This is a genomic window from Variovorax sp. LjRoot175, assembly GCF_964253805.1.
In the GTDB taxonomy this organism is placed as follows: domain Bacteria; phylum Pseudomonadota; class Gammaproteobacteria; order Burkholderiales; family Burkholderiaceae_C; genus Variovorax.
In genome coordinates, this window is the sequence record NZ_CAXURY020000001.1 from 1,730,688 (window position 1) to 1,749,091 (window position 18,404).

Below are 18,404 nucleotides of genomic sequence, written 5' to 3' on the forward strand. Positions count from 1 at the left end.
GCCCCTCTAACCCGCAATGAGAACGCGGACAAGAACGACGAGGAACCCCGCAGCGATGAACGCTGCGACGGTCGTCGTCACCAGGCCAGACGTTCCGTCGTCCTCTTTTTGCTGCGCCGGCGTGGCGTAGGCGTAGGGTTTCGCCGCAGCCGTGTCGAAAGCGGTGCTGAACGGGCTATAGAGCGCCCCGCCGAGGCTTTCCGGGCCAGATCCATCGTCTTGAACATCAACACCCGCTGATTGCTCGATCACGCCAGCTTTGATGGAGGAGGCCTTTTCAGCTTCGGCTGCCAACAGCAGTTCACCTGGGAGCGCCGACAGCGCTGCCAGGCAAAAGCCTGCCAACGCCCGGCATATTCCACGTTTGTTTTTCGACACGGTGCACTTCGGTTTGCCGAGACCGCCGTTACTAGTTGCTGCCAGTCGCCTTGTGCGCCTGATGATTGCCGAAGGTCAGCGGCGTGGCCGTATCGCACTTGAGCGCGGGAGTCGCCGACCCCGCCAGGGTGATGATGACCAGGGCAGTGTCTTTGGTGCCAGGCTCTCCGCCGTCGGTGAACGTGAATGTTATCGACGCAGGCTGACCATTGAACGTGCCGGTGCCCGCTCCCTCGAAGGTGTCGAAGGGCGCAGTCGGAGGTTGTGGTTCGATATTCGGGTCGTTGGTGCACAGGCCCTTCGACAAAGTGGTCAGATGGAAATTGTCGCCACCGGAAAAATTGATTTCCAGATTGTTCGGCTCCGCGGGGTCGGATCCTTCGAATTGAGTGCCCTGTCCGCAGTGCAACTCGAACCCGTGCGTCACCCTCTGCTGCCCAGTAGCGAGTTCGCTGCAGAAAAAGCTTCCGCCACCGGTCATCCGGCCGGGTTCATGAGCCCAAGCCGAGCCAACCATCATCGCCGCCGCTGCCGCGGCACCGCAGAGCACGGCTTTACCGCAAGGTCTGTTCATGATCTTCCCTTTGCCCCGCCACGGGCGGTGATACCAGGGCCAAAGCATTCACTTCAGGATGAACAAACGGACGCACAGGCCCATCGGGCGCAATTGTTGTACGCCCCAAAGAGACCTTTCTCCATACAACGAATGGCCTATCGTTGCTGAGCGAGAGCGGCGTCGCGCCGTCGGCTACCCAGAGCTCAGCCGAACAGCTCAGGAGCGCGGGCAGAAAGCCCCGGCCTCGGCCCAGGCCTTGATCAGCGCCCCGAACTCCTTCTGCGTTCCCGGCGCCGGCGTGCGCCACGCGCCCGGGTTCCAGGCCCAGCCGACCAGCGAGTCTTCGGCCATGTGGTGCACCAGCTTGGCCATGTCCATGTTGTCGTTGCGCGACTTGTCCTTGATCTGCTCGCAGATCTGGCCCAGCGTGCGGCCCTGCCAGGCCATCGAGGCCGGCGCCAGGTGCCACTTGGGATGGCCCGGCATGCGCGCGTTGTCGTAGTTGGCGGCCTGGTGGCAGGTGGCGCAGCGCATCGCCGCCGCGCCGAAGCCGTCGGCGCCGCGCACCACCCAGGGCTGGTGCGGATTCAGCGCATTGCTCTGCGTCGGCCGGTCGCCCGACGGATGGCAGTTGAGGCAGCGTGGGCTGTTGATGACCTTGCCGGCCTCGGTGAAGAGGGCGATGGCGCGCTCCTGCTTGTCGGCGATCTTGTCGAACTCGGACACGGGCTTGAGCGTGTTGTTGCTGCCCTGCTGCTGCGCGGCCGCGATGCCACCGAGGGCGAGCAGGGCGGCAAGAAAGAGCTTCTTATTCATCATCATCACGCGGCCTCCCTGACCATGGGCAACTGCCGCGGCCGTTCGCCGCCCGCGAGCCGCGCGAGCGCATTGGCCACCGCCGGCCCGATCGGCGGAACGCCCGGTTCGCCGACGCCCGTCGGCTTCTCGGTCGAGTCGACGATCTTCACTTCGATCGCCGGCATCTCGTGGATGCGCAGCGAACGGTAGGTGTCGAAGTTGCGCTGCACGCGGCGCCCGCCTTCGAGCCGGATCTCGCCGTAGAGGATGTGGCCCAGGCCGAAGCCGATGCCGCCTTCCATCTGCGCGCGCACGATGTCGGGGTTGACCACGCGGCCGCAGTCCACCGCGCACCACACCTTGTGCACGCGCGGCTCGCCGTTCTCGCCCATCGACACCTCGGCGATGTGCGCGACATAGGTGCCGAAGGCCTTGACGATCGAGACGCCGCGTGCGCGCCCGCTGCCCGCGGCCGGCCCTGACCACTTCGCGAGATCGGCCACGGCGCGCAGCGTGGCCTTGAAGCGCGGGTCGTCGCCGAAGAGGGCCATGCGGCCTTCGACCGGGTCCTGCCCCGCGGTCTGCAGCAGCTGGTCGACGAAGCACTCCACCGCGTAGCCGGTGTGCGTGGAGCCCACCGAGCGCCACGACAGCGTGGGCACGCCGACCTTCTGGATGTGCAGGTCGCAGCGGAAGTTCTCGATCTTGTAGGGGATCTCGTTCGCGCCTTCGACCATGGTGGCGTCGATGCCGTTCTTGAACAGCATGGATTCGAACATCGTGCCCTGGATGAAGGACTGGCCCACGATGGTGTCGGACCAGGCCACGACCTTGCCGCCGCGCAAGCCCCCGCGCATGCGGTGCACGAAGAGCGGCCGGTAGCGCCCGCCCTGCACGTCGTCGTCGCGCGTCCACATCAGCTTGACGGGGCGCGCGGGGCCGATGGCCTTGGCGACCTGGGCCAGCTCGGCTGCGAAGTCAGAGCCCATCTCGCCGCGGCGGCCGAAGCTGCCGCCGGCCAGCATGGTCTCGACCGCCACCTGTTCGGGCTTGAGCCCCAGCACGCCGGCGATGACGGCCTGGTCGAGGGTCTGGATCTGCGAGCCGAAGCGCGCGGTGGCGCCCTTGTCGTTCCAGCGCAGGAAGCCGTCCAGCGGCTCCATCGGCGAATGGGCCAGGTAGGGGAAGGCGTACTCGGTTTCGATCACCCGCTCGGCCGAGGCCAGGCTCGTGTCGACATTGCCGTGCGCGTCGGCGACGGCACCCGGCGAGCGGGCGGCGGCGCGGTATTCGGCGAGGATCTGTTCGCTGCCGCGCTTCTCGGCCGCCGACTCGTCCCAGGTGATGCGCAGCTTCTCGCGCCCCTTGATGGCCGGCCAGGTGCTCTCCGCGTAGACGGCCACGCCGGTCGGCACCTGCTTCACCTCCACCACGCCCTTGACCGCCAGCGCCTCGATCGCGTCGAAAGAAGCGACCTTGGCGCCGAAGAGCGGCGGATGCGCGACCACCACGGTGAGCATGTTCGGCTCGTGGATGTCGATGGTGAACTGCGCCGTGCCGTTGGTCTTGGCCGGCACGTCGAGCTTGCGCACCGCGCCTTCGCGCCCGATCAGGCGGAACTCGGAGGGGTCTTTCAGCCGCACTTCGGTGGGCGCGGGTGCGGGCAATCGCGATGCGGCGAGCGCGAATTCGCCGAAGCGGCCCTGCTTGCCCGACGCCGCATGCCGCAACACGCCGCGTTCGACCGTGATGTCCTTTGCCGGCACGCGCCAGCTGTTGGCCGCCGCCTGCACCAGCAGCGCCCGCGCGGTGGCGCCAGCCTGGCGCAGCTGGTCGTAGGAATTGGCAATCGCCGTCGAGCCGCCCGTGCCCTGCACCGGACCGAAAGCGAGGTTGTTGTAGAGCTTGGCATCGGCCGGCGCATGCTCGGCGCGCATCTGCGCCCAGTCGGCATCCATCTCCTCGGCCACGATCGTCGCGAGACCGGTGAAGGGCCCCTGGCCGAACTCGATGTGCTTGACCAGCACCGTGACCGTGCTGTCGGTGCCCACGCGAATGAAGGCGTTGGGCGCGAAGACGCTCTGGGCCGCCTTGGCCTTGGTGGCCGCCAGCGCGCTGCCGGCGAAGGGCGCGAGGTAGGCGGCGACGAACAGGCCGGTCGTGCTCTTCAGCACCGTGCGGCGCGAGAGCTTCGATGTGGCTGTGCTTTCCATGGCTCAGGCTCCCAGCGTGCGCGCCGCGTCGTGGATGGCGGCGCGGATGCGGTCGTAGGTCGCACAGCGGCAGATGTTGCCGTTCATCGCCAGGTCGATGTCGCGGTCTGTCGGCTTCTTGATCTGTCTGAGCAGCGCCACCGCGCTCATCACCTGGCCCGACTGGCAGTAGCCGCACTGCGGCACGTCGCGCGCCACCCACGCGGCCTGCACCGCCTTGGCTTCGCGGCCCGTGAGACCTTCGATGGTCGTGATGGCCCGCTTGCCGACCGCCGCGATCGGGATCGAACAGGAGCGCAGTGGCTGGCCTTCCATGTAGACGGTGCAGGCCCCGCACTGCGCGATGCCGCAGCCGAACTTGGTGCCGGTCAGTTTCAGGTTGTCACGCAGGGCCCACAGGAGGGGGGTGTCGTCGTCGGCGTCGACGCGCCGTTCCTTGCCGTTCACTTTGATGACGTAAATCATGGCTTCCCCTCAGGGTGGCTGAATGGAAAAAGCGCCGGGTGGGCGCTTCATGGGTGAACTACGACTGCGGAATCAATGTAGCGCGATCGTTGGCCTGAAGATAGAGGCGCCGGCCGACACGATCTTGTTCCCTCTCCCTCCGGGAGAGGGCTAGGGTGAGGGCATGGGCCTTCGCCATCGCGCTCAGCCAGATTAGGCGTCTTCGTCCTCGAGCGAAGAGAACAGCACCGGAAAGATGTCCTTCGTCGATACCGAACCGTCGAGATCCTTCTCAGCCAGCATGAGCTGCTGCGACTCGGGCAGGCCGGCGGGGATCACCATCTTGCCGCCGGGTTTCAACTGGTAAATGAGCGCCGGCGGAATCAACTCGGGCGCCGCCGTCACGATCACCTTGTCGAAGGGCGCGTATTCGGGCCAGCCATGGCAGCCGTTGCCGATCTTGATGTCGACGTTGAGATGGCCCTGCCGCGCCAGCCGGTGCATCGCCCGCGTGGCCAGCTCTTCGATCAGCTCGATGCTGAAGACCCGCAGCGCGAGCTCCGCCAGGATCGCCGACTGGTAGCCCAGCCCGGTGCCGATTTCCAGCACCGTGTCGGTCGGCTGCACGTCGAGCAGATCGGTCATCACGGCGACGATGAAAGGCTGTGAGATCGTCTTGCCGTAGCCGATGGGCAAGGGCGTGTCGACGTAGGCAAAGGGCCGCAGCTCGAGCGGCACGAACTCATGGCGCGGCACCTTGGCCATGGCATCCATGACCCGCGGATCGAGCGCAGCTTTGCCCAGGTACGAGGTCGAGAAAATCGTCTTCGCAGCGATTTCCGCGAGCATGTGCTGCTGCAGGGCCGTGAAGTCCGGGTCGCTCATGGTGGCTGCTCGAAGGCGGGGACTGAGACGCCAACCATCCTACGCTTTCCGGATGAAAGCAAGAGCCGAATCAGCCGCTGACAAACCGCTGCAACAGCGCAAAAACGGCGCTACATTCCCCGCACGTGGTGTTCAATTTCGGGACTTCGGCTCGTCATGGCATCGACTGCGACTTCACCGCGCTCTGCTTCAGCGCACAACGACCTCCTGGAGGTGATGCCCCTGGATGTGCGGGTCGGCTTGGAGCCGCTTCTCGAACTGGTTACGCTCAACTTGGGCGATGTTCTTTACGAGTCGGGGGTAGTTCAGGAGCACGTGTACTTCCCGACCGACTGCATCGTTTCGCTGCTGTATGTGCTCGAGAACGGGCAATCCGCCGAGATCGCGGTCGTCGGGTTCGAGGGCATGGTCGGCGTCTCGCTCCTGATGGGCGGAGGCAGCACGCCGAACCGCGCGGTGGTGCAAAGCGCAGGGCATGCGTTTCGGCTGGGCGCCAGCCATATCAAACAATTGGTCGAGCAGGGAGGGCCGTTGCTCCATCTCCTGCTGCGCTATACCCAGGCGCTCATCACGCAGATGTCGCAGACGGCCGTATGCAATCGACACCATTCGCTCGAGCAACAGCTGTGTCGCTGGCTCCTGCTGAGCCTCGACAGGCTGCCGGGCAGCGACCTGGTGATGACGCAGGAGCTGATCGCCAACATGCTCGGCGTGCGGCGCGAAGGCGTGACGGAGGCGGCCGGCAAGCTGCAGCGCCTGAACCTGATCCAGTATGCCCGGGGTCACATCACGGTGCTGGACCGTCCAGGTCTCGAACGGCACGTGTGCGAATGCTATGAAGTGGTAAAGCGCGAGACCGATCGCTTGCTGCCCCATGAAACAGCGACCTGATCCGGCGACATCGGCTTCACCGTGCGGTAGCGTACAGACGATCGCCTTCGTTTGACTAGCATTGCAAGTGGGGGCATTGCGCAGCCCCGCAACGGACCTTGTGATGCAACTTAACCTGCTCGATCTGCCCTGGTGGGGTCTTGTGCTGGTCACGCTGGGCTCGACCCACGTCACCATCGCCGCGGTCACCATTTTTCTGCATCGGCATCAGGCGCATCGCGCGCTGGAACTGCATCCCGTCGCCAGCCACTTATTCCGTTTCTGGTTGTGGCTCACCACCGGAATGGTGACCAGGGAATGGACGGCGATCCACCGCAAGCACCACGCCAACTGCGAAAGCTCCGAAGACCCCCACAGCCCGCAGATCCATGGCATCAGGAAAGTGCTGTTCGAAGGCACCGAGCTCTATCGCATGGAAGCCAGAAACGCCGCAACGCTCGAAAAATACGGCCACGGCACCCCTGACGACTGGATCGAGCGCAAGCTGTACGCGAGGCACACCCGACTAGGCATCGGCCTCGTGCTGGGCATCGACATCGTCCTGTTCGGCCCGATCGGACTCAGCATGTGGGCGGTTCAGATGCTGTGGATTCCGTTCTTCGCCGCGGGCGTCATCAACGGCGTCGGCCACTATTGGGGCTACCGCAATTTCGCGCCGAACGACAGCTCCAGCAATGTCGTGCCGTGGGGCATCCTGATCGGCGGCGAAGAGCTGCACAACAACCATCACGCCTATGTCACTTCTGCCAGGCTGTCCAGCAAGTGGTGGGAATTCGACATCGGCTGGATGTACATCCGCATCCTGGAAATGATTCACCTGGCGAAGGTGCGCAAGGTTGCGCCCAGGATTCGCTACAACACATCCAAGACCCGTTGCGACGTGGGGACCCTGCAGGCTGTCATTACTCACCGCTACGACGTGCTGGCCAAGTTCGCCAGGTCCGTGCGCCCGACTGCCGTGGCGGAGATCCTCAGCCTGCGGGCCGGCGCGATCCCGGGCTCGAGGGACACCAAGGCGCTGGAGCCGGTCAACTACCTGCTGCAAAGGGATGCGAGGGAATTGCCGGAGAAGGAGCGCGCAGTCCTGCAACAGGCTCTGCATTCCAGCACGGTGCTGAGCACCATTTACTCGATGCGGCAGGATCTCACTGCCGTATGGAGCCGATCCGCAGCCTCGAAGGAGCAGCTGGTGAAACAGCTGGAAGACTGGTGCCGGCGCGCCGAGGAAAGCGGGATTGGTGCGCTGCGCGAGTTTTCTCGAGCGCTGCGCCGCTACGACTCACTGATAGGAGACATGCCATGACATTGGGAACAATTCTGTTGATCATCGTGGTCCTGCTGCTCATCGGCGCGATTCCAAGCTGGCCCCACAGTCGGGGATGGGGCTACGGTCCCAGCGGTGGCATCGGGCTGGTGCTGGTGGTCCTGGTGGTTCTGCTGTTGGCCGGCAAGATATAGCGAGTTGCCTCGAACGGGGCAAAAAAAACGTGCCTCATGGCACGTCTGTGAAAGCGGGAGCGCTCAGTAGCGGGGGCCGTTGTAGGGGTAGTAGCCACGGTTGTTGTAGTTGCGCTGGTCCGCGTTCCGCCCCACTTCGTTGCCGATCAGGCCGCCGATGGCGGCCCCTCCCACTGTAGAAGCCGCGTTGCCGCCGATCGCGTTGCCAAGCACCGCTCCGCCGACGGCGCCACCGGCGATACCGAGCTGCTGGTTGGGACCGGTCGCGCATCCGGCCAAAGTCAGGAGCGAACTGATGGCCGCTGCCGTCATCCAGGATGTTGTTTTCATGATGTCCACCTTTCAGTGAGTTATGCAGGAGCTGGTTGGAGCAAGGCACACACGGCCGGCCGCTCAGCCGCCGCGGCGACTCCGATGCCTGTCGGCGGCGCGATGGCCTGGTTGTCGATGTCTGTGCGCAGGGTCTGGTCGAGCACCGGCATCCTGCCGCTGCTCAGCCGTGCTTCGGCCACCCACACAACCGCAGCGTGCAAGACTTCTGGCAAGGTACGTCCACGCAGGTAGACACGAACCATGGCGTCGGCAGTGAATTCGGAGGGGTCATCCGGTCACTGTGACCGGATGCGCGTACTCCGTCTGTACGGCGTCGCGCATAGGTGGTGTGTGTGCACGCTGCCGCAAACTCGCGATGACAGGCCCCAGCAGTCGGCGCGATCGCGTCGGCGTGAACAGATGCATCTCGTAGCGCGGAAGGGCCTCACGCAGACGCAGCGGCACAACCTGGCCCTTCGCTGCACTCTCCAGCAGCGCCGGGTGAGGGAGCACGCCCAGCAAGTCGCTGTCGGCCATCAGATGCAGAAGGCTGGCGTAGTCGGGGCACGACGCCACCACACGTGGCGCCCGCATCCGGCGGACGGCAAATGCCTCATGCAGCACGTCTACGGGCCCGCTCACGCTGGGCCCGACGATCGCCCATGACGCTCCCTGCAGTTCCTCCAGTGATTGCACTTTGGCCAAGGGGTGCGCGCGGCTGGCGTAGGCCAGCGGCGTGAGCTGGTACAGCGGCTGACAGGCCAGGCCGGCGGCAGGGTACCCACGAGGCAGCGGTGAAATCACGAGGTCAAGTTCGCCGCCCTGCAACTTCGCAAGCATGCGGCCTTCGTCGGCGCTCGACATGTCGAGGCGACGGCGAGGGTGGCCATGACACCAACCGAAGTGCAAGGCCGGGCCGCAGACCAGCGCGGCGGATGGCGTCACCCCAACGCGCAGCGTGTCGCGATGGGCCGGAGTGGCACTCGCCATTCCAAGTGCTTCGATCCGCTCTGCGAGATCCGTGCTCTTCAACGCCGCTTGCAACGCTGCCTCGGTGGGCAGCAGCCTGCGCCCGGACGCAACGAAAAGCGGTGTGTCGAACTGTCGCTGCAGCTGCCTCATGCCGTGACTGATCGCCGGCTGCGACACACCACCGGCCCGCGCCGCAGCAGCGAAGCTGCCATGTTCGATCACCAGCCTGAGGTACTGCAGGTAGCGCAAATTCATAAACGACTCTTATGGATTGACGGCCATTCTGACTTGTCGGCGAGCGCCGTGTCTGGAACGATTCAGCCGTTAACCGACAAGGAGCCCACACATGAGTCAAAGCCAACTGGATACGGTGCGCAGCTACCTGCAATACCTGCACGCAAGCGATACGGCGGGGTTGATTTCCACTTTCGAGAACAACGGCGTCGTGCATTCCCCGTTTCTCGGCACCATGAAGGCGCGCGACTTCTTCCCCAGGTTGGCGCAGGCATCGCGCCAGAGTGTGATCACGCTGATCGATCTGTTCGCGTCGGTACAGCCTGTAGACGCCACGGTACGCGTGGCGGCCTACTTCCGCTATGACTGGACGCTGAGCGACGGAAGGCTGGTCGACTTCACCTGCGTGGACGTGTTCGGCTTCCGCCCGGACAGCGACCGCATCGATAGCATGCACATCGTCTACGACACGCATCCGCTGCGCGAGGGCGTGGGTGACAAGTACGCGCCAAACCCTGTGTTGAACGGCTGAGCGGGGCGGCGGACAGCAAGGTCAGCATGAGCGCCCCGCACTAGTCCCACTTTGGAAGGTTCTGCAAAGCGTCGTTGGGCTGGTCGACGATGTCGACGCCGGTGATGCCGTTGCCGCCCGTCAGCGCCTTGACGTCGCAAACGATCTCCCAGGCATGGTCTTCGGTGCGCCGCGCGATGCAGACCTCCTCGCCGGCGGCAAGCAGATTGACGCATTCGCCGACCTTGACGCGCCGTGCCGCGCCGAGCGCCAGTTCTGTCGAACCGAATTCCTTGTCCACAACCGGGTGAAGCGCGACGAGATCGATCTTCCCGCCCCCGTAGTGAACAGCGGTGATTGCGTGCTGGGCCATGGTGACCTCCGTTTGTGGAGAGCCCAGTATGGCTGCGGCTGCTGCTCTTGTCAGTCTGCCTACTGCGGCCGTGGGTACGGGCCCGGTCTTGTCCCCTCTCCCTCCGGGAGAGGGCCAGGGTGAGGGCAGGGGCCCCTTCAACGCAGGCGCACCACCTGGTCCGAATCACCCTTCCTGACCTCGACGATGTCGTCCAGCGCCTTCACCATCGCGGGGAAGTTGGGGTAGCCGTATTCCTTGGTGTCGAAGGTCGGGTCGAGCCGCTTGATCATGTGCCAGATCGAGCCTTTGTTGACCCACGGGTCGCCCTTGGTTTCGGCAAGGAGTTTGATGGCGCGTTTGAGGACATCGGCGGCAGGATTCACAGGCGGTGCCTCGATCGGCGCCGCTTCATCGGGTTGATCTTCAGGTACCGCAGGCTCTTCGGCCAGGTTCTCGTAGTAGCGGAACTCGTGGCAGCTCTTGGCCCAGTGCCGATTGGTCGACTTGCGCGTGCCCAAGCCGATGAGCGTCCGGCCCGCGGCCTTGATCTTCTGCGCGACCGGCATGAAATCGCTGTCGCCGCCGACGATGATGATCGTGCCGAGGTGCGAGAAACGGGCGATGTCTTCCGTGGCGTCCAGGCACAGCTTGATGTCTGCGCCGTTCTTGGCGGATGCGCCCGGCGGGAAGAGCTGGATCAACTCGACCGCACTCTGAAGCAGCGCATCACGATAGCGGCCGTAGTACTGCCAGTTGCAGTACGCGCGGTTGATCGCGATGGGGCCGAACGACGATGCCAGTTCGACGATGGCCTGGACATCGATCAGCGGCTCCTGCACCTTGAAGCGAGCGTCCGGTTTGCTGTAGCTGCCCTCGCCGAACTTCGCTTCGCAGAGGCTCGCGTGCAGGTTCTCGAAGTCCCAGTAGAGGGCGACCGAGCTGTTTTCTTCATTGTCGTTTCGGCTCATCGGCAACTCCTGGAGGTTGGTTCGTCAGCGTCGTGCGTACGAGGCGGATGCTACTTCGGGCGTTGGGCTACAACAGCCAGTCGGCGCCCAGCACGTCGGCGATTGCGTTCAAGCCTTCGACGGCTCCCATGGCCAGCCCCACGTCGTGCGAGCTCCGCACTTCGGGCTCGCGGGGGTTGATGCGAATCAGCCGACCGCCGAACTGCTGGACGACGCGCTGGCCGAAGTAGCGCACCGAAGGGATCGCCGTGCCCGCGCCGATCTCGATCACCACCGGCCGGCTCACCGACGATAGCCACCGTTCGAGGCGCTCAGCCTGCGCCTGCTCGCGCGCTTCGATCCACTCGTAGTCGCCGAACATCAGCACGTTCGGCCGCGCAAGGCCGCCGCAACGAGGACACACGGGCGGCGCATCGCGCAGCCGACATGCGTATTCGTCCACGTCCGGCGTGAAGCCGTCCGCGCTCCAGATGTCATCGCTGCACGGAGCCAGGCACTGCAGGTGGTGGATGGACCCATGGCATTCGTGGATCAGCGCCGGATCGAAGCCCGCCTTCTGGAACTGCCCGTCGACATTGCTGGTGAAGACGGCGTAGCCGTGAGCCATCTTCTCGCCCCAATGCTTGAGCAGCGCGAAGCCGGCGTGCGGCGTGGTGCGGCGGTACAGGTTCAGGCGATGGCCGTAGAAGCCCCAGGCCAGCGTCGACTGGGCCTCGAACGCGGAGGGTGAGGCAATGCGGTGGAAGTCGATCTGTGCGCGGGCGAGCGCAGGGTAGGCGTTCCAGAAACCGGCCGTGCCGCGGAAGTCGGGAAGGCCGGAGTCGACGCCCATGCCGGCGCCTGCTGCGATGACGAGGGCGCCGGCTCGATCGAGCAAGGCGGCGGCGCGGTCGGCTGGCGTTTCGCTGGGGAAGGGCTGAGTCATCGGTGTTATGACGCGAATGTCCGCGGTCAGCAGACGATAGCGGGTCTGCGCGTGAAATAGTCACGAGGCCTATCAACCCTGAGCTTCCACAATCCCACGGGGAGACCAACAGATGAGCGTGGACGCTCGCGGTTGATCGGACCGGGGACATGAAGAGACTTCTGCTGCTGACGGCGTTGCTGTCAGCCTTCTGCTGGCCTGCGATTGCTCAGACGCCGGCCATCTTGCTCGAGGCCTGCAATGCGATGGAGCCGGCAAGCAAACGCCTGGAATGTTTGCGCGCGGCGAACGGGGTGCGCTCGGACTCGAGCGGGTCGTACGGCGGTGTGTCCAACAAGTCGCAACCGGCATATGCGGTGCCGCCTCCCGCAGCCCCCAGTCGCTATGCGCCCGCGACCAGTGCGACGACGCGCTCAAGCGAAGGACCGACCTGCTACGTCGGTCCGCGCGGGGGTACTTACACGATCACGGCGAGTGGGCGGAAGAACTACGGTGTGTGCTGAATACCAGCAGAGCATCAGCAGTTGCACTCGAGTTTGTGGAACTGTCTTGGGAGAGCGATCCCGCCAAGATGAAACCTGCGGTCAAGGTCGCTTTGGAGGACTTCAGGCGTCTTGTCGGCGAGGTAGAGCGCCTCACGCATGGCTTTATGAGCCTGCAGAAAAAGTTCGAATCACGCGTTCGATACAAGAAGGAATGGGAGGACGCCAATCCTGTGGGGTTCAAGGCCTGGGCGGCGTACCAAGCGATGCTTTCCAACTGATCTACGAGCCTGGGTTTGTACAAGCCCCGCCGCTCGAAATCCTCTTAGGTCGGCCGCCCACGGAAAAGGCCTCGTTGCTATCGAGCTGATAGCAACGAGGCCTTATCTGTATTGGTGCCGGAGAGATGAATCGAACACCCGACCTTCTCATTACGAATGAGCTGCTCTACCGACTGAGCTACACCGGCTAAGCCCGCGATTATAGCGGTTCGTGATACCCGGTCAGCCGCTCGACCTCGTTCTTTGACCCCAACACAACAGCCACGCGCTCGTGCAGCTTGGTGGGCTCCAGGTCGAGGATGCGCTTCTTGCCATTGGTGGCGGCGCCGCCGGCCTGTTCGACCAGCCAGCTCATCGGGTTGGCCTCGTACATGAGGCGCAGCTTGCCGGCCTTCTCGGGCTCGCGCTTGTCCCAGGGGTACATGAAGACGCCGCCGCGCATCAGGATGCGGTGCACGTCGGCCACCATGCTGGCAATCCAGCGCATGTTGAAGTCCTTGCCGCGCGGGCCTTCCTTGCCGGCCAGGCATTCGTCGATGTAGCGCTTCACCGGGGCGTCCCAGTGGCGCATGTTGCTCATGTTGACGGCAAATTCCTTGGTGTCGGCCGGGATCTGGATGTCCTCCTGCGTGAGCATGAAGGAGCCCTGTTCGCGGTCGAGCGTGAACATCGCGACGCCGTTGCCCACGGTCAGCACCAGCGTGGTCTGCGGGCCGTAGATGCAGTAGCCGGCGGCCACCTGCCTGCTGCCGGCCTGCAGGAAGTCGGCCTCCTGCACGCCGGGGGTGTCGTCGGGCTTCTTCAGCACGCTGAAGATGGTGCCGATGCTCACGTTGACGTCGATGTTGCTCGAGCCATCGAGGGGGTCGAACAACAGCAGGTATTCGCCCTGCGGGTAGCGGTTGGGCACCACGTGGATGCTGTCCATCTCCTCGCTGGCCATGGCGGCGAGGTGGCCGCCCCATTCGTTGGCCTCGATCAGCACCTCGTTGGCGATGATGTCCAGCTTCTTCTGGATCTCGCCCTGCACGTTCTCGCTCTCGGCCGTGCCGAGCACGCCGCCGAGCGCGCCCTTGTTGACGGCCTGGCTGATGGTCTTGCAGGCGCGCGCCACCACTTCGAGCAAGAGGCGCAGCTGGCCCGGGATCAGGCCGTCGGCGCGCTGTTGTTCGACCAGGTAGCGGGTGAGGGAGATCTTGTGTTGATGAGCCATGGTTCCGGTGTTTTCTTCTTGACTAGCTGGCTAGCTCGCGAGGGCACGGGTCACGACCTCGTGCGTGTCCTTGCTGAGATCGGGCTTGGCGGCCACGCGCACGATGGCCTCGCGCGCCGCGCTGCGGTACGGCTCGGCCAGCTTGCTCCAGCGGTCGAGCGCGCGCGCGAGGCGGGCCGCGACCTGTGGGTTGATGGCGTCGAGCTCGATCACGCGATCGCTCCAGAACACATAGCCGGCTGCATCGGGGCGGTGCAGGGCGCCGGGGTTGCCGCTGCAGTAGCTGAAGATCACGCTGCGCGCGCGGTTCGGGTTTTTGAGCGAGAAGTCGGGGTGCTTCATGAGCTGCTTGACCAGCGGCAGGATGTCGCCGCCGCGGTCGGGCGCGCCGGCCTGCAGCGAGAACCACTTGTCGATGACCAGCGCCTCATCCTTGAAGATCGCGTGGAAGCGCGCCAGCGCCGGCGCCGCCAGCGCATGGCCCGAGGAGACCAGGGCGTTGAGGGCGTTGAAGCGGTCGGTCATGTTGCCCGCGTCCTTGAAGCGCTGCAGCGTCTTGCCGGGCCAGACGGTGTCGCCGGAGGCGCGTGTGGCGAGGCACAGGTAGGTGAGGGCGAGGCCCGCCAGCGCGCGGCGGCCCGAGGACACGGGGTCGGGCTGGTAGCCGCCGGTGTCGCGGTTCTGCTCGTAGGCCTGTTCCCAGTCGGCGAAGAGGCCGGCGGCGAGCTGCGTGCGCATGGCTTCGCGCACGGCATGCACGCGCTGCGGATCGACCACTTCCAGCTGCTCGGCGATGTAGGTTTCCGAGGGCAGGGTGAGCACCAGTTCCTTGAAGGCGGCGTCGAGCTTGGGGTCGCGCAGCACGCGGCGCATGGCTTCGAGATACGCCTCGTTCAGCGGCGCTTCGCTGGCACTGACGGCGGGCGTGCCGATCGCGTGGATCGCGGCGCGCAGCGCCAGGCGCTGGCCGGCTTCCCAGCGGTTGAAGGGGTCCGGGTCGTTGGCCAGCAGCGTGAGCAACTGGGCATCGCTGTACTCGTGGTCGAGGATCACCGGCGCGCTGAAGCCGCGCAGGATCGAGGGCACCGGTTCGGCGTCGATGTTGATGAAGGTGAACTGCTCGCCCGGGTGCGTGAGCACCAGGGTGCGCGTGCCCTGCGTGGCGTTCTCTTCGCCCGCCAGCTGCAGCGGCAGCTCGCGGCCGTCGTCGCCCAAGAGGCCCAGGTTCACCGGGATCACGAAGGGGTCCTTGACCGGCTGGCCCGGCGTCGGCGCGCAGCTCTGCAAGAAGCTCAGCGTGTAGCTGCGCGTCGCGGCGTCGTACACGCCGTGGGCCGCCAGGCGCGGCGTGCCGGCCTGGCTGTACCACCGCTTGAACTGCGGCAAGAGGCGCGCGAGGTCGGACTCGGGGTTGGCGTCGGCAATGGCCTGCGCGAAGTCGTCGCAGGTCACGGCCTGGCCGTCGTGGCGCTCGAAGTACAGCGTGATGCCGCGCTCGAAGCCCTTGCGGCCGACCAGCGTCTGCATCATGCGCACCACCTCGGCACCCTTCTCGTAGATGGTGACGGTGTAAAAGTTGCTGATCTCGATGTAGCTGTCGGGCCGCACCGGGTGCGCCATCGGGCCCGCGTCTTCGGGGAACTGGGCGGTGCGCAGCACGCGCACGTCCTCGATGCGCTTGACGGCGCGTGCCGAGGCGTCGGCGCACAGGTCCTGGCTGAACTCCTGGTCGCGGAACACCGTGAGGCCTTCCTTCAGCGAGAGCTGGAACCAGTCGCGGCAGGTCACGCGGTCGCCGCTCCAGTTGTGGAAGTACTCGTGGCCGACCACGCTCTCGATGTTGCTGTAGTCGGCGTCGGTGGCGGTGGCCTGGTTGGCCAGAACGTACTTCGTGTTGAAGATGTTCAGGCCCTTGTTCTCCATCGCGCCCATGTTGAAGTCGCTGGTGGCGACGATCATGAAGCGGTCGAGGTCCAGCGGCAGGCCGAAGCGGGCTTCGTCCCACGTCACCGAGTTGACCAGCGAGTTCATCGCGTGCTCGGTCTTGTCGAGGTCGCCGGCGCGCACGTAGACCTGCAGCAGGTGTTCCTTGCCGTTGCGTGCCTTGATGCGCTGCTCGCGCGCCACCAGCTTGCCGGCCACCAGCGCGAACAGATAGCAGGGCTTGCGGAAGGGGTCGACCCACTTCGCGAAGTGGCGGCCCTCGGGCAGCTCGCCCTGTTCGACCAGGTTGCCGTTCGACAGCAGCACCGGGTAGGCGGCCTTGGCGGCGCGGATCGTCACCGTGTAGCTCGCCATCACGTCGGGGCGGTCGAGGAAGTAGGTGATGCGGCGGAAGCCTTCGGCCTCGCACTGCGTGAAGAAGGTGTCCTCGCTCACGAACAGGCCCATGAGCTTGGTGTTCTTCGCGGGCGCGCAGGTGGTGAAGAGCTCGAGCTCGAAGGCATCGGGCAGGTTGTCGATGACGAGCTGCTCGGCCTCCATGCGGAAGGACGCGCCCTGGCCGTCGACCAGCACCCGCGCCAGGTTGAGCTCGTCGCCGTCCAGGCGCAGCGCCTCGGCCGGCACGTCGGGGTTGCGGCGCAGGCGCATGCGGTTGAGCACGCGCGTCTTGGCCGGGTCGAGGTCGAAGGTCAGGTCGACGGTGTCGATCCAGTAGGCGGGGGCGCGGTAGTCCTCGCGGCGGATCGCGACGGGTTCGCCTTGGGCATCACGCAAGTGCATCGAGCGTCTCCAGAAAGTTTGATTTTGCGAGTTCGTTGTAGTCGCGCACGGCCGCAATCACATGCGGCCCTGCGAGTTCGGAGGCAGAGTGGGTGCTGCAGACCGCCACCGCGCGCATGCCGCCGCGACGCGCGGCCTCGATGCCGAAGGGCGCGTCCTCGAACACGACGCAGCGCGCCGGCGGCACGCCGATGCGGCGCGCGGCTTCGAGAAAGATCGCGGGTTGCGGCTTGCCGGGCAGGCCCTCGTCGCCGCCCACGATGGCGAGCGGCGCCGGGTCCAGCTTGAGCTGCGACATGGTGAAGGCGATGTTGTGCTTGTCGCCCGCCGTGCCGACCGCGATCTTGAAGCCGCGTGCCGCCGCAGCCTTGGCAAAGTCGCTGAAGCCGGTCACTTCGCGAAATGCCGCCCCGAAGAGCTCGCGGTAGATCGACTCCTTGGCGTGCGTGATCTCGATGCTCTCGGCTTCGGTCACTTCGCGGCCCATGAGCTCGCAGGCGCATTCGAAGGCCGTGCGGCCGGTGGTGCGGCGCATGAAGTCCGGGATGTCGATCGCCAGGCCCTTGCGGCGGCCGTACTCGACCCATGCCTTGGCGTGCCAGGGCATGGAGTCGACCATGGTGCCGTCCATGTCGAAGATCAGGGCTTCCGCCTTGTGCGAAGCGCCCTGCATCAGACGCCTTGCTTCAACGAGGCTTCGATGAACGGATCCAGGTCGCCGTCCAGCACCTTCTGCGTGTTGCTGATCTCGACGTTGGTGCGCAGGTCCTTGATGCGGCTGTTGTCCAGCACGTAGCTGCGGATCTGGTGGCCCCAGCCGACGTCGGTCTTACTGTCTTCCAGCTTCTGCTGCTCTTCCTGGCGCTTGCGCATCTCGTGGTCGTACAGGCGCGAGCGCAGGCGCTTCCAGGCCACGTCGCGGTTGCTGTGCTGGCTGCGGCCGTCCTGGCACTGCACCACGATGCCGGTCGGGATGTGCGTGAGCCGCACGGCCGAGTCGGTCTTGTTGATGTGCTGGCCGCCGGCGCCGCTGGCGCGGAAGGTGTCGGTGCGCACGTCGGCCGGGTTGATCTCGATCTCGATCGAGTCGTCGATCTCGGGGTAGACGAAGATGCTGGCAAAGCTGGTGTGGCGCCCGCCCGAGGAATCGAAGGGCGACTTGCGCACCAGGCGGTGCACGCCGGTCTCGGTGCGCAGCAAGCCGAAGGCGTAGTCGCCCTCGACCTTGATAGTGGCGCCTTTGATGCCGGCCGTGTCGCCGGGCGTCTCGTCCTCGATCTGGGTCTTGAAGCCCTTGCGCTCGGCGTACTTCAGGTACTGGCGCAGCAGCATGCTGGCCCAGTCGCAGGCCTCGGTGCCGCCGGCGCCGGCCTGGATGTCGACGAAGGCGTTCAGCGGGTCGGCCGGGTTGTTGAACATCCGGCGGAACTCGAGCTGCTTGATGTCGGCTTCGAGCTTGGCAGCGTCATCGGCGATGGACTGCAGGCCGTCCATGTCGCCTTCTTCCTTCGACATTTCGAAGAGCTCGGTGTTGTCCGAGAGGCCGCTGGTGAGCCGGTCGAGCGTGACGACCACGTCGTCGAGCGACTTCTTCTCGCGGCCCAGCTCCTGGGCCTTCTTCGGGTCGTTCCAGACGTTGGGATCTTCGAGCGATGCGTTGACCGTCCTCAGACGTTCGGCTTTGGCATCGTAGTCAAAGATACCTCCGTAGATCGACCGTCCGGGCGCTCAGGTCCGCGAGGGTTGCGCCGATTTGGTTGATTTGCTCTGCATCCATGGGGTGTCCTGACGGTGTTCGGGGGGG

The 18,404-nt window shown here is 65.3% G+C and carries 21 protein-coding genes and 1 tRNA gene; 5 read left to right on the forward strand and 17 right to left on the reverse strand.

What is annotated here, in order from left to right:
* Positions 1 to 6 precede the first annotated feature (6 nt).
* The 6 genes from ACSQ89_RS08695 to ACSQ89_RS08720 all read right to left on the reverse strand — a co-directional run bounded on the left by ACSQ89_RS08695 (position 7) and on the right by ACSQ89_RS08720 (position 5,274).
* Positions 7 to 378: a hypothetical protein gene (locus ACSQ89_RS08695; RefSeq protein ID WP_436290776.1), complete on the reverse strand. Its 372-nt coding sequence runs from the start codon at positions 376 to 378 to the stop codon at positions 7 to 9.
* 31 nt (positions 379 to 409) lie between these two features.
* Entirely contained in the window at positions 410 to 952 is a 543-nt protein-coding gene (locus ACSQ89_RS08700; RefSeq protein WP_139191606.1) for a hypothetical protein, read from the reverse strand.
* Between the two features lie 198 nt (positions 953 to 1,150).
* Positions 1,151 to 1,756 (reverse strand): Isoquinoline 1-oxidoreductase subunit, encoded by a 606-nt coding sequence (locus tag ACSQ89_RS08705; protein WP_212733603.1) that lies wholly within the window; start codon positions 1,754 to 1,756, stop codon positions 1,151 to 1,153.
* A complete protein-coding gene (locus ACSQ89_RS08710) occupies positions 1,756 to 3,945 on the reverse strand; it encodes a molybdopterin cofactor-binding domain-containing protein (RefSeq protein WP_436290775.1) in 2,190 nt (729 codons plus the stop codon). The genes ACSQ89_RS08705 and ACSQ89_RS08710 overlap by 1 nt, the downstream gene beginning before the upstream one ends.
* A 3-nt stretch (positions 3,946 to 3,948) precedes the next feature.
* Entirely contained in the window at positions 3,949 to 4,410 is a 462-nt protein-coding gene (locus ACSQ89_RS08715) for a (2Fe-2S)-binding protein (RefSeq protein WP_093102072.1), read from the reverse strand.
* Positions 4,411 to 4,602: 192 nt separating this feature from the next.
* Positions 4,603 to 5,274 carry a protein-L-isoaspartate(D-aspartate) O-methyltransferase gene (locus tag ACSQ89_RS08720; RefSeq protein WP_093102073.1) on the reverse strand — a complete coding sequence of 224 codons (672 nt, stop codon included), beginning with the start codon at positions 5,272 to 5,274 and terminating at the stop codon, positions 4,603 to 4,605.
* A gap of 216 nt (positions 5,275 to 5,490) precedes the next feature.
* Here ACSQ89_RS08720 and ACSQ89_RS08725 point away from each other — a divergent pair, with 216 nt between their 5' ends.
* The 3 genes from ACSQ89_RS08725 (at position 5,491) to ACSQ89_RS08735 (ending at position 7,623) form a co-directional block, all read left to right on the forward strand.
* Positions 5,491 to 6,165, forward strand: a complete 675-nt coding sequence (locus ACSQ89_RS08725) for a Crp/Fnr family transcriptional regulator (RefSeq protein WP_436290774.1) — start codon at positions 5,491 to 5,493, stop codon at positions 6,163 to 6,165.
* 103 nt (positions 6,166 to 6,268) lie between these two features.
* Positions 6,269 to 7,468, forward strand: a complete 1,200-nt coding sequence (locus ACSQ89_RS08730) for a DesA family fatty acid desaturase (protein ID WP_436290828.1) — start codon at positions 6,269 to 6,271, stop codon at positions 7,466 to 7,468.
* Positions 7,465 to 7,623: a DUF3309 family protein gene (locus tag ACSQ89_RS08735; protein WP_436290773.1), complete on the forward strand. Its 159-nt coding sequence runs from the start codon at positions 7,465 to 7,467 to the stop codon at positions 7,621 to 7,623. The genes ACSQ89_RS08730 and ACSQ89_RS08735 overlap by 4 nt, the downstream gene beginning before the upstream one ends.
* Before the next feature lie 63 nt (positions 7,624 to 7,686).
* Here ACSQ89_RS08735 and ACSQ89_RS08740 read toward each other — a convergent pair whose 3' ends face one another.
* Genes ACSQ89_RS08740 through ACSQ89_RS08750 form a run of 3 tightly spaced genes read right to left on the reverse strand, consistent with a single transcriptional unit; the run spans position 7,687 to position 9,162 of the window.
* The gene (locus tag ACSQ89_RS08740) at positions 7,687 to 7,953 is read right to left on the reverse strand and encodes a glycine zipper domain-containing protein (RefSeq protein WP_093102660.1); all 267 of its coding nucleotides are present in this window, start codon (positions 7,951 to 7,953) and stop codon (positions 7,687 to 7,689) included.
* A 20-nt stretch (positions 7,954 to 7,973) separates the two neighbouring features.
* On the reverse strand, positions 7,974 to 8,198 hold the full coding sequence (locus ACSQ89_RS08745) for a hypothetical protein (RefSeq protein WP_436290772.1): 225 nt from the start codon (positions 8,196 to 8,198) through the stop codon (positions 7,974 to 7,976).
* Between the two features lie 25 nt (positions 8,199 to 8,223).
* Positions 8,224 to 9,162: a LysR family transcriptional regulator gene (locus tag ACSQ89_RS08750; RefSeq protein WP_436290771.1), complete on the reverse strand. Its 939-nt coding sequence runs from the start codon at positions 9,160 to 9,162 to the stop codon at positions 8,224 to 8,226.
* Between the two features lie 91 nt (positions 9,163 to 9,253).
* Between ACSQ89_RS08750 and ACSQ89_RS08755 the strand changes: the two genes are divergently transcribed.
* Complete coding sequence (locus tag ACSQ89_RS08755; protein WP_093102081.1) at positions 9,254 to 9,673, forward strand: nuclear transport factor 2 family protein; 420 nt, start codon at positions 9,254 to 9,256, stop codon at positions 9,671 to 9,673.
* Between the two features lie 40 nt (positions 9,674 to 9,713).
* Here the strand turns inward: ACSQ89_RS08755 and ACSQ89_RS08760 are convergent, their stop codons facing one another.
* The 3 genes from ACSQ89_RS08760 to ACSQ89_RS08770 form a co-directional block, all read right to left on the reverse strand.
* Positions 9,714 to 10,025, reverse strand: coding sequence for a hypothetical protein (locus ACSQ89_RS08760; protein WP_436290770.1), 312 nt, complete (start codon positions 10,023 to 10,025; stop codon positions 9,714 to 9,716).
* A gap of 137 nt (positions 10,026 to 10,162) precedes the next feature.
* Positions 10,163 to 10,975 carry an NYN domain-containing protein gene (locus ACSQ89_RS08765; RefSeq protein ID WP_436290769.1) on the reverse strand — a complete coding sequence of 271 codons (813 nt, stop codon included), beginning with the start codon at positions 10,973 to 10,975 and terminating at the stop codon, positions 10,163 to 10,165.
* Positions 10,976 to 11,042: 67 nt separating this feature from the next.
* A complete protein-coding gene (locus ACSQ89_RS08770; RefSeq protein ID WP_436290768.1) occupies positions 11,043 to 11,900 on the reverse strand; it encodes an SIR2 family NAD-dependent protein deacylase in 858 nt (285 codons plus the stop codon).
* Between the two features lie 496 nt (positions 11,901 to 12,396).
* Here ACSQ89_RS08770 and ACSQ89_RS08775 point away from each other — a divergent pair, with 496 nt between their 5' ends.
* Positions 12,397 to 12,663 carry a hypothetical protein gene (locus tag ACSQ89_RS08775; RefSeq protein ID WP_436290767.1) on the forward strand — a complete coding sequence of 89 codons (267 nt, stop codon included), beginning with the start codon at positions 12,397 to 12,399 and terminating at the stop codon, positions 12,661 to 12,663.
* A gap of 112 nt (positions 12,664 to 12,775) precedes the next feature.
* Here ACSQ89_RS08775 and ACSQ89_RS08780 read toward each other — a convergent pair.
* The 5 genes from ACSQ89_RS08780 to prfB all read right to left on the reverse strand — a co-directional run bounded on the left by ACSQ89_RS08780 (position 12,776) and on the right by prfB (position 18,377).
* Positions 12,776 to 12,851, reverse strand: a tRNA-Thr gene (locus ACSQ89_RS08780).
* Positions 12,852 to 12,862: 11 nt separating this feature from the next.
* On the reverse strand, positions 12,863 to 13,876 hold the full coding sequence (locus tag ACSQ89_RS08785; RefSeq protein WP_436290766.1) for a class 1 fructose-bisphosphatase: 1,014 nt from the start codon (positions 13,874 to 13,876) through the stop codon (positions 12,863 to 12,865).
* 30 nt (positions 13,877 to 13,906) lie between these two features.
* Positions 13,907 to 16,600: an aminopeptidase N gene (pepN, locus tag ACSQ89_RS08790; RefSeq protein WP_436290765.1), complete on the reverse strand. Its 2,694-nt coding sequence runs from the start codon at positions 16,598 to 16,600 to the stop codon at positions 13,907 to 13,909.
* Positions 16,587 to 17,273, reverse strand: coding sequence for an HAD family hydrolase (locus ACSQ89_RS08795; protein ID WP_093102090.1), 687 nt, complete (start codon positions 17,271 to 17,273; stop codon positions 16,587 to 16,589). Before ACSQ89_RS08795 ends, pepN begins: the two co-directional genes overlap by 14 nt.
* Positions 17,273 to 18,377 (reverse strand): peptide chain release factor 2 gene (gene prfB, locus ACSQ89_RS08800; protein ID WP_139191607.1). Its coding sequence is split into 2 segments (ribosomal slippage): positions 17,273 to 18,295 and positions 18,297 to 18,377, totalling 1,104 coding nucleotides; the frame shifts between segments, so codons are not numbered across the junction. The genes ACSQ89_RS08795 and prfB overlap by 1 nt, the downstream gene beginning before the upstream one ends.
* Between the last annotated feature and the right edge of the window lie 27 nt (positions 18,378 to 18,404).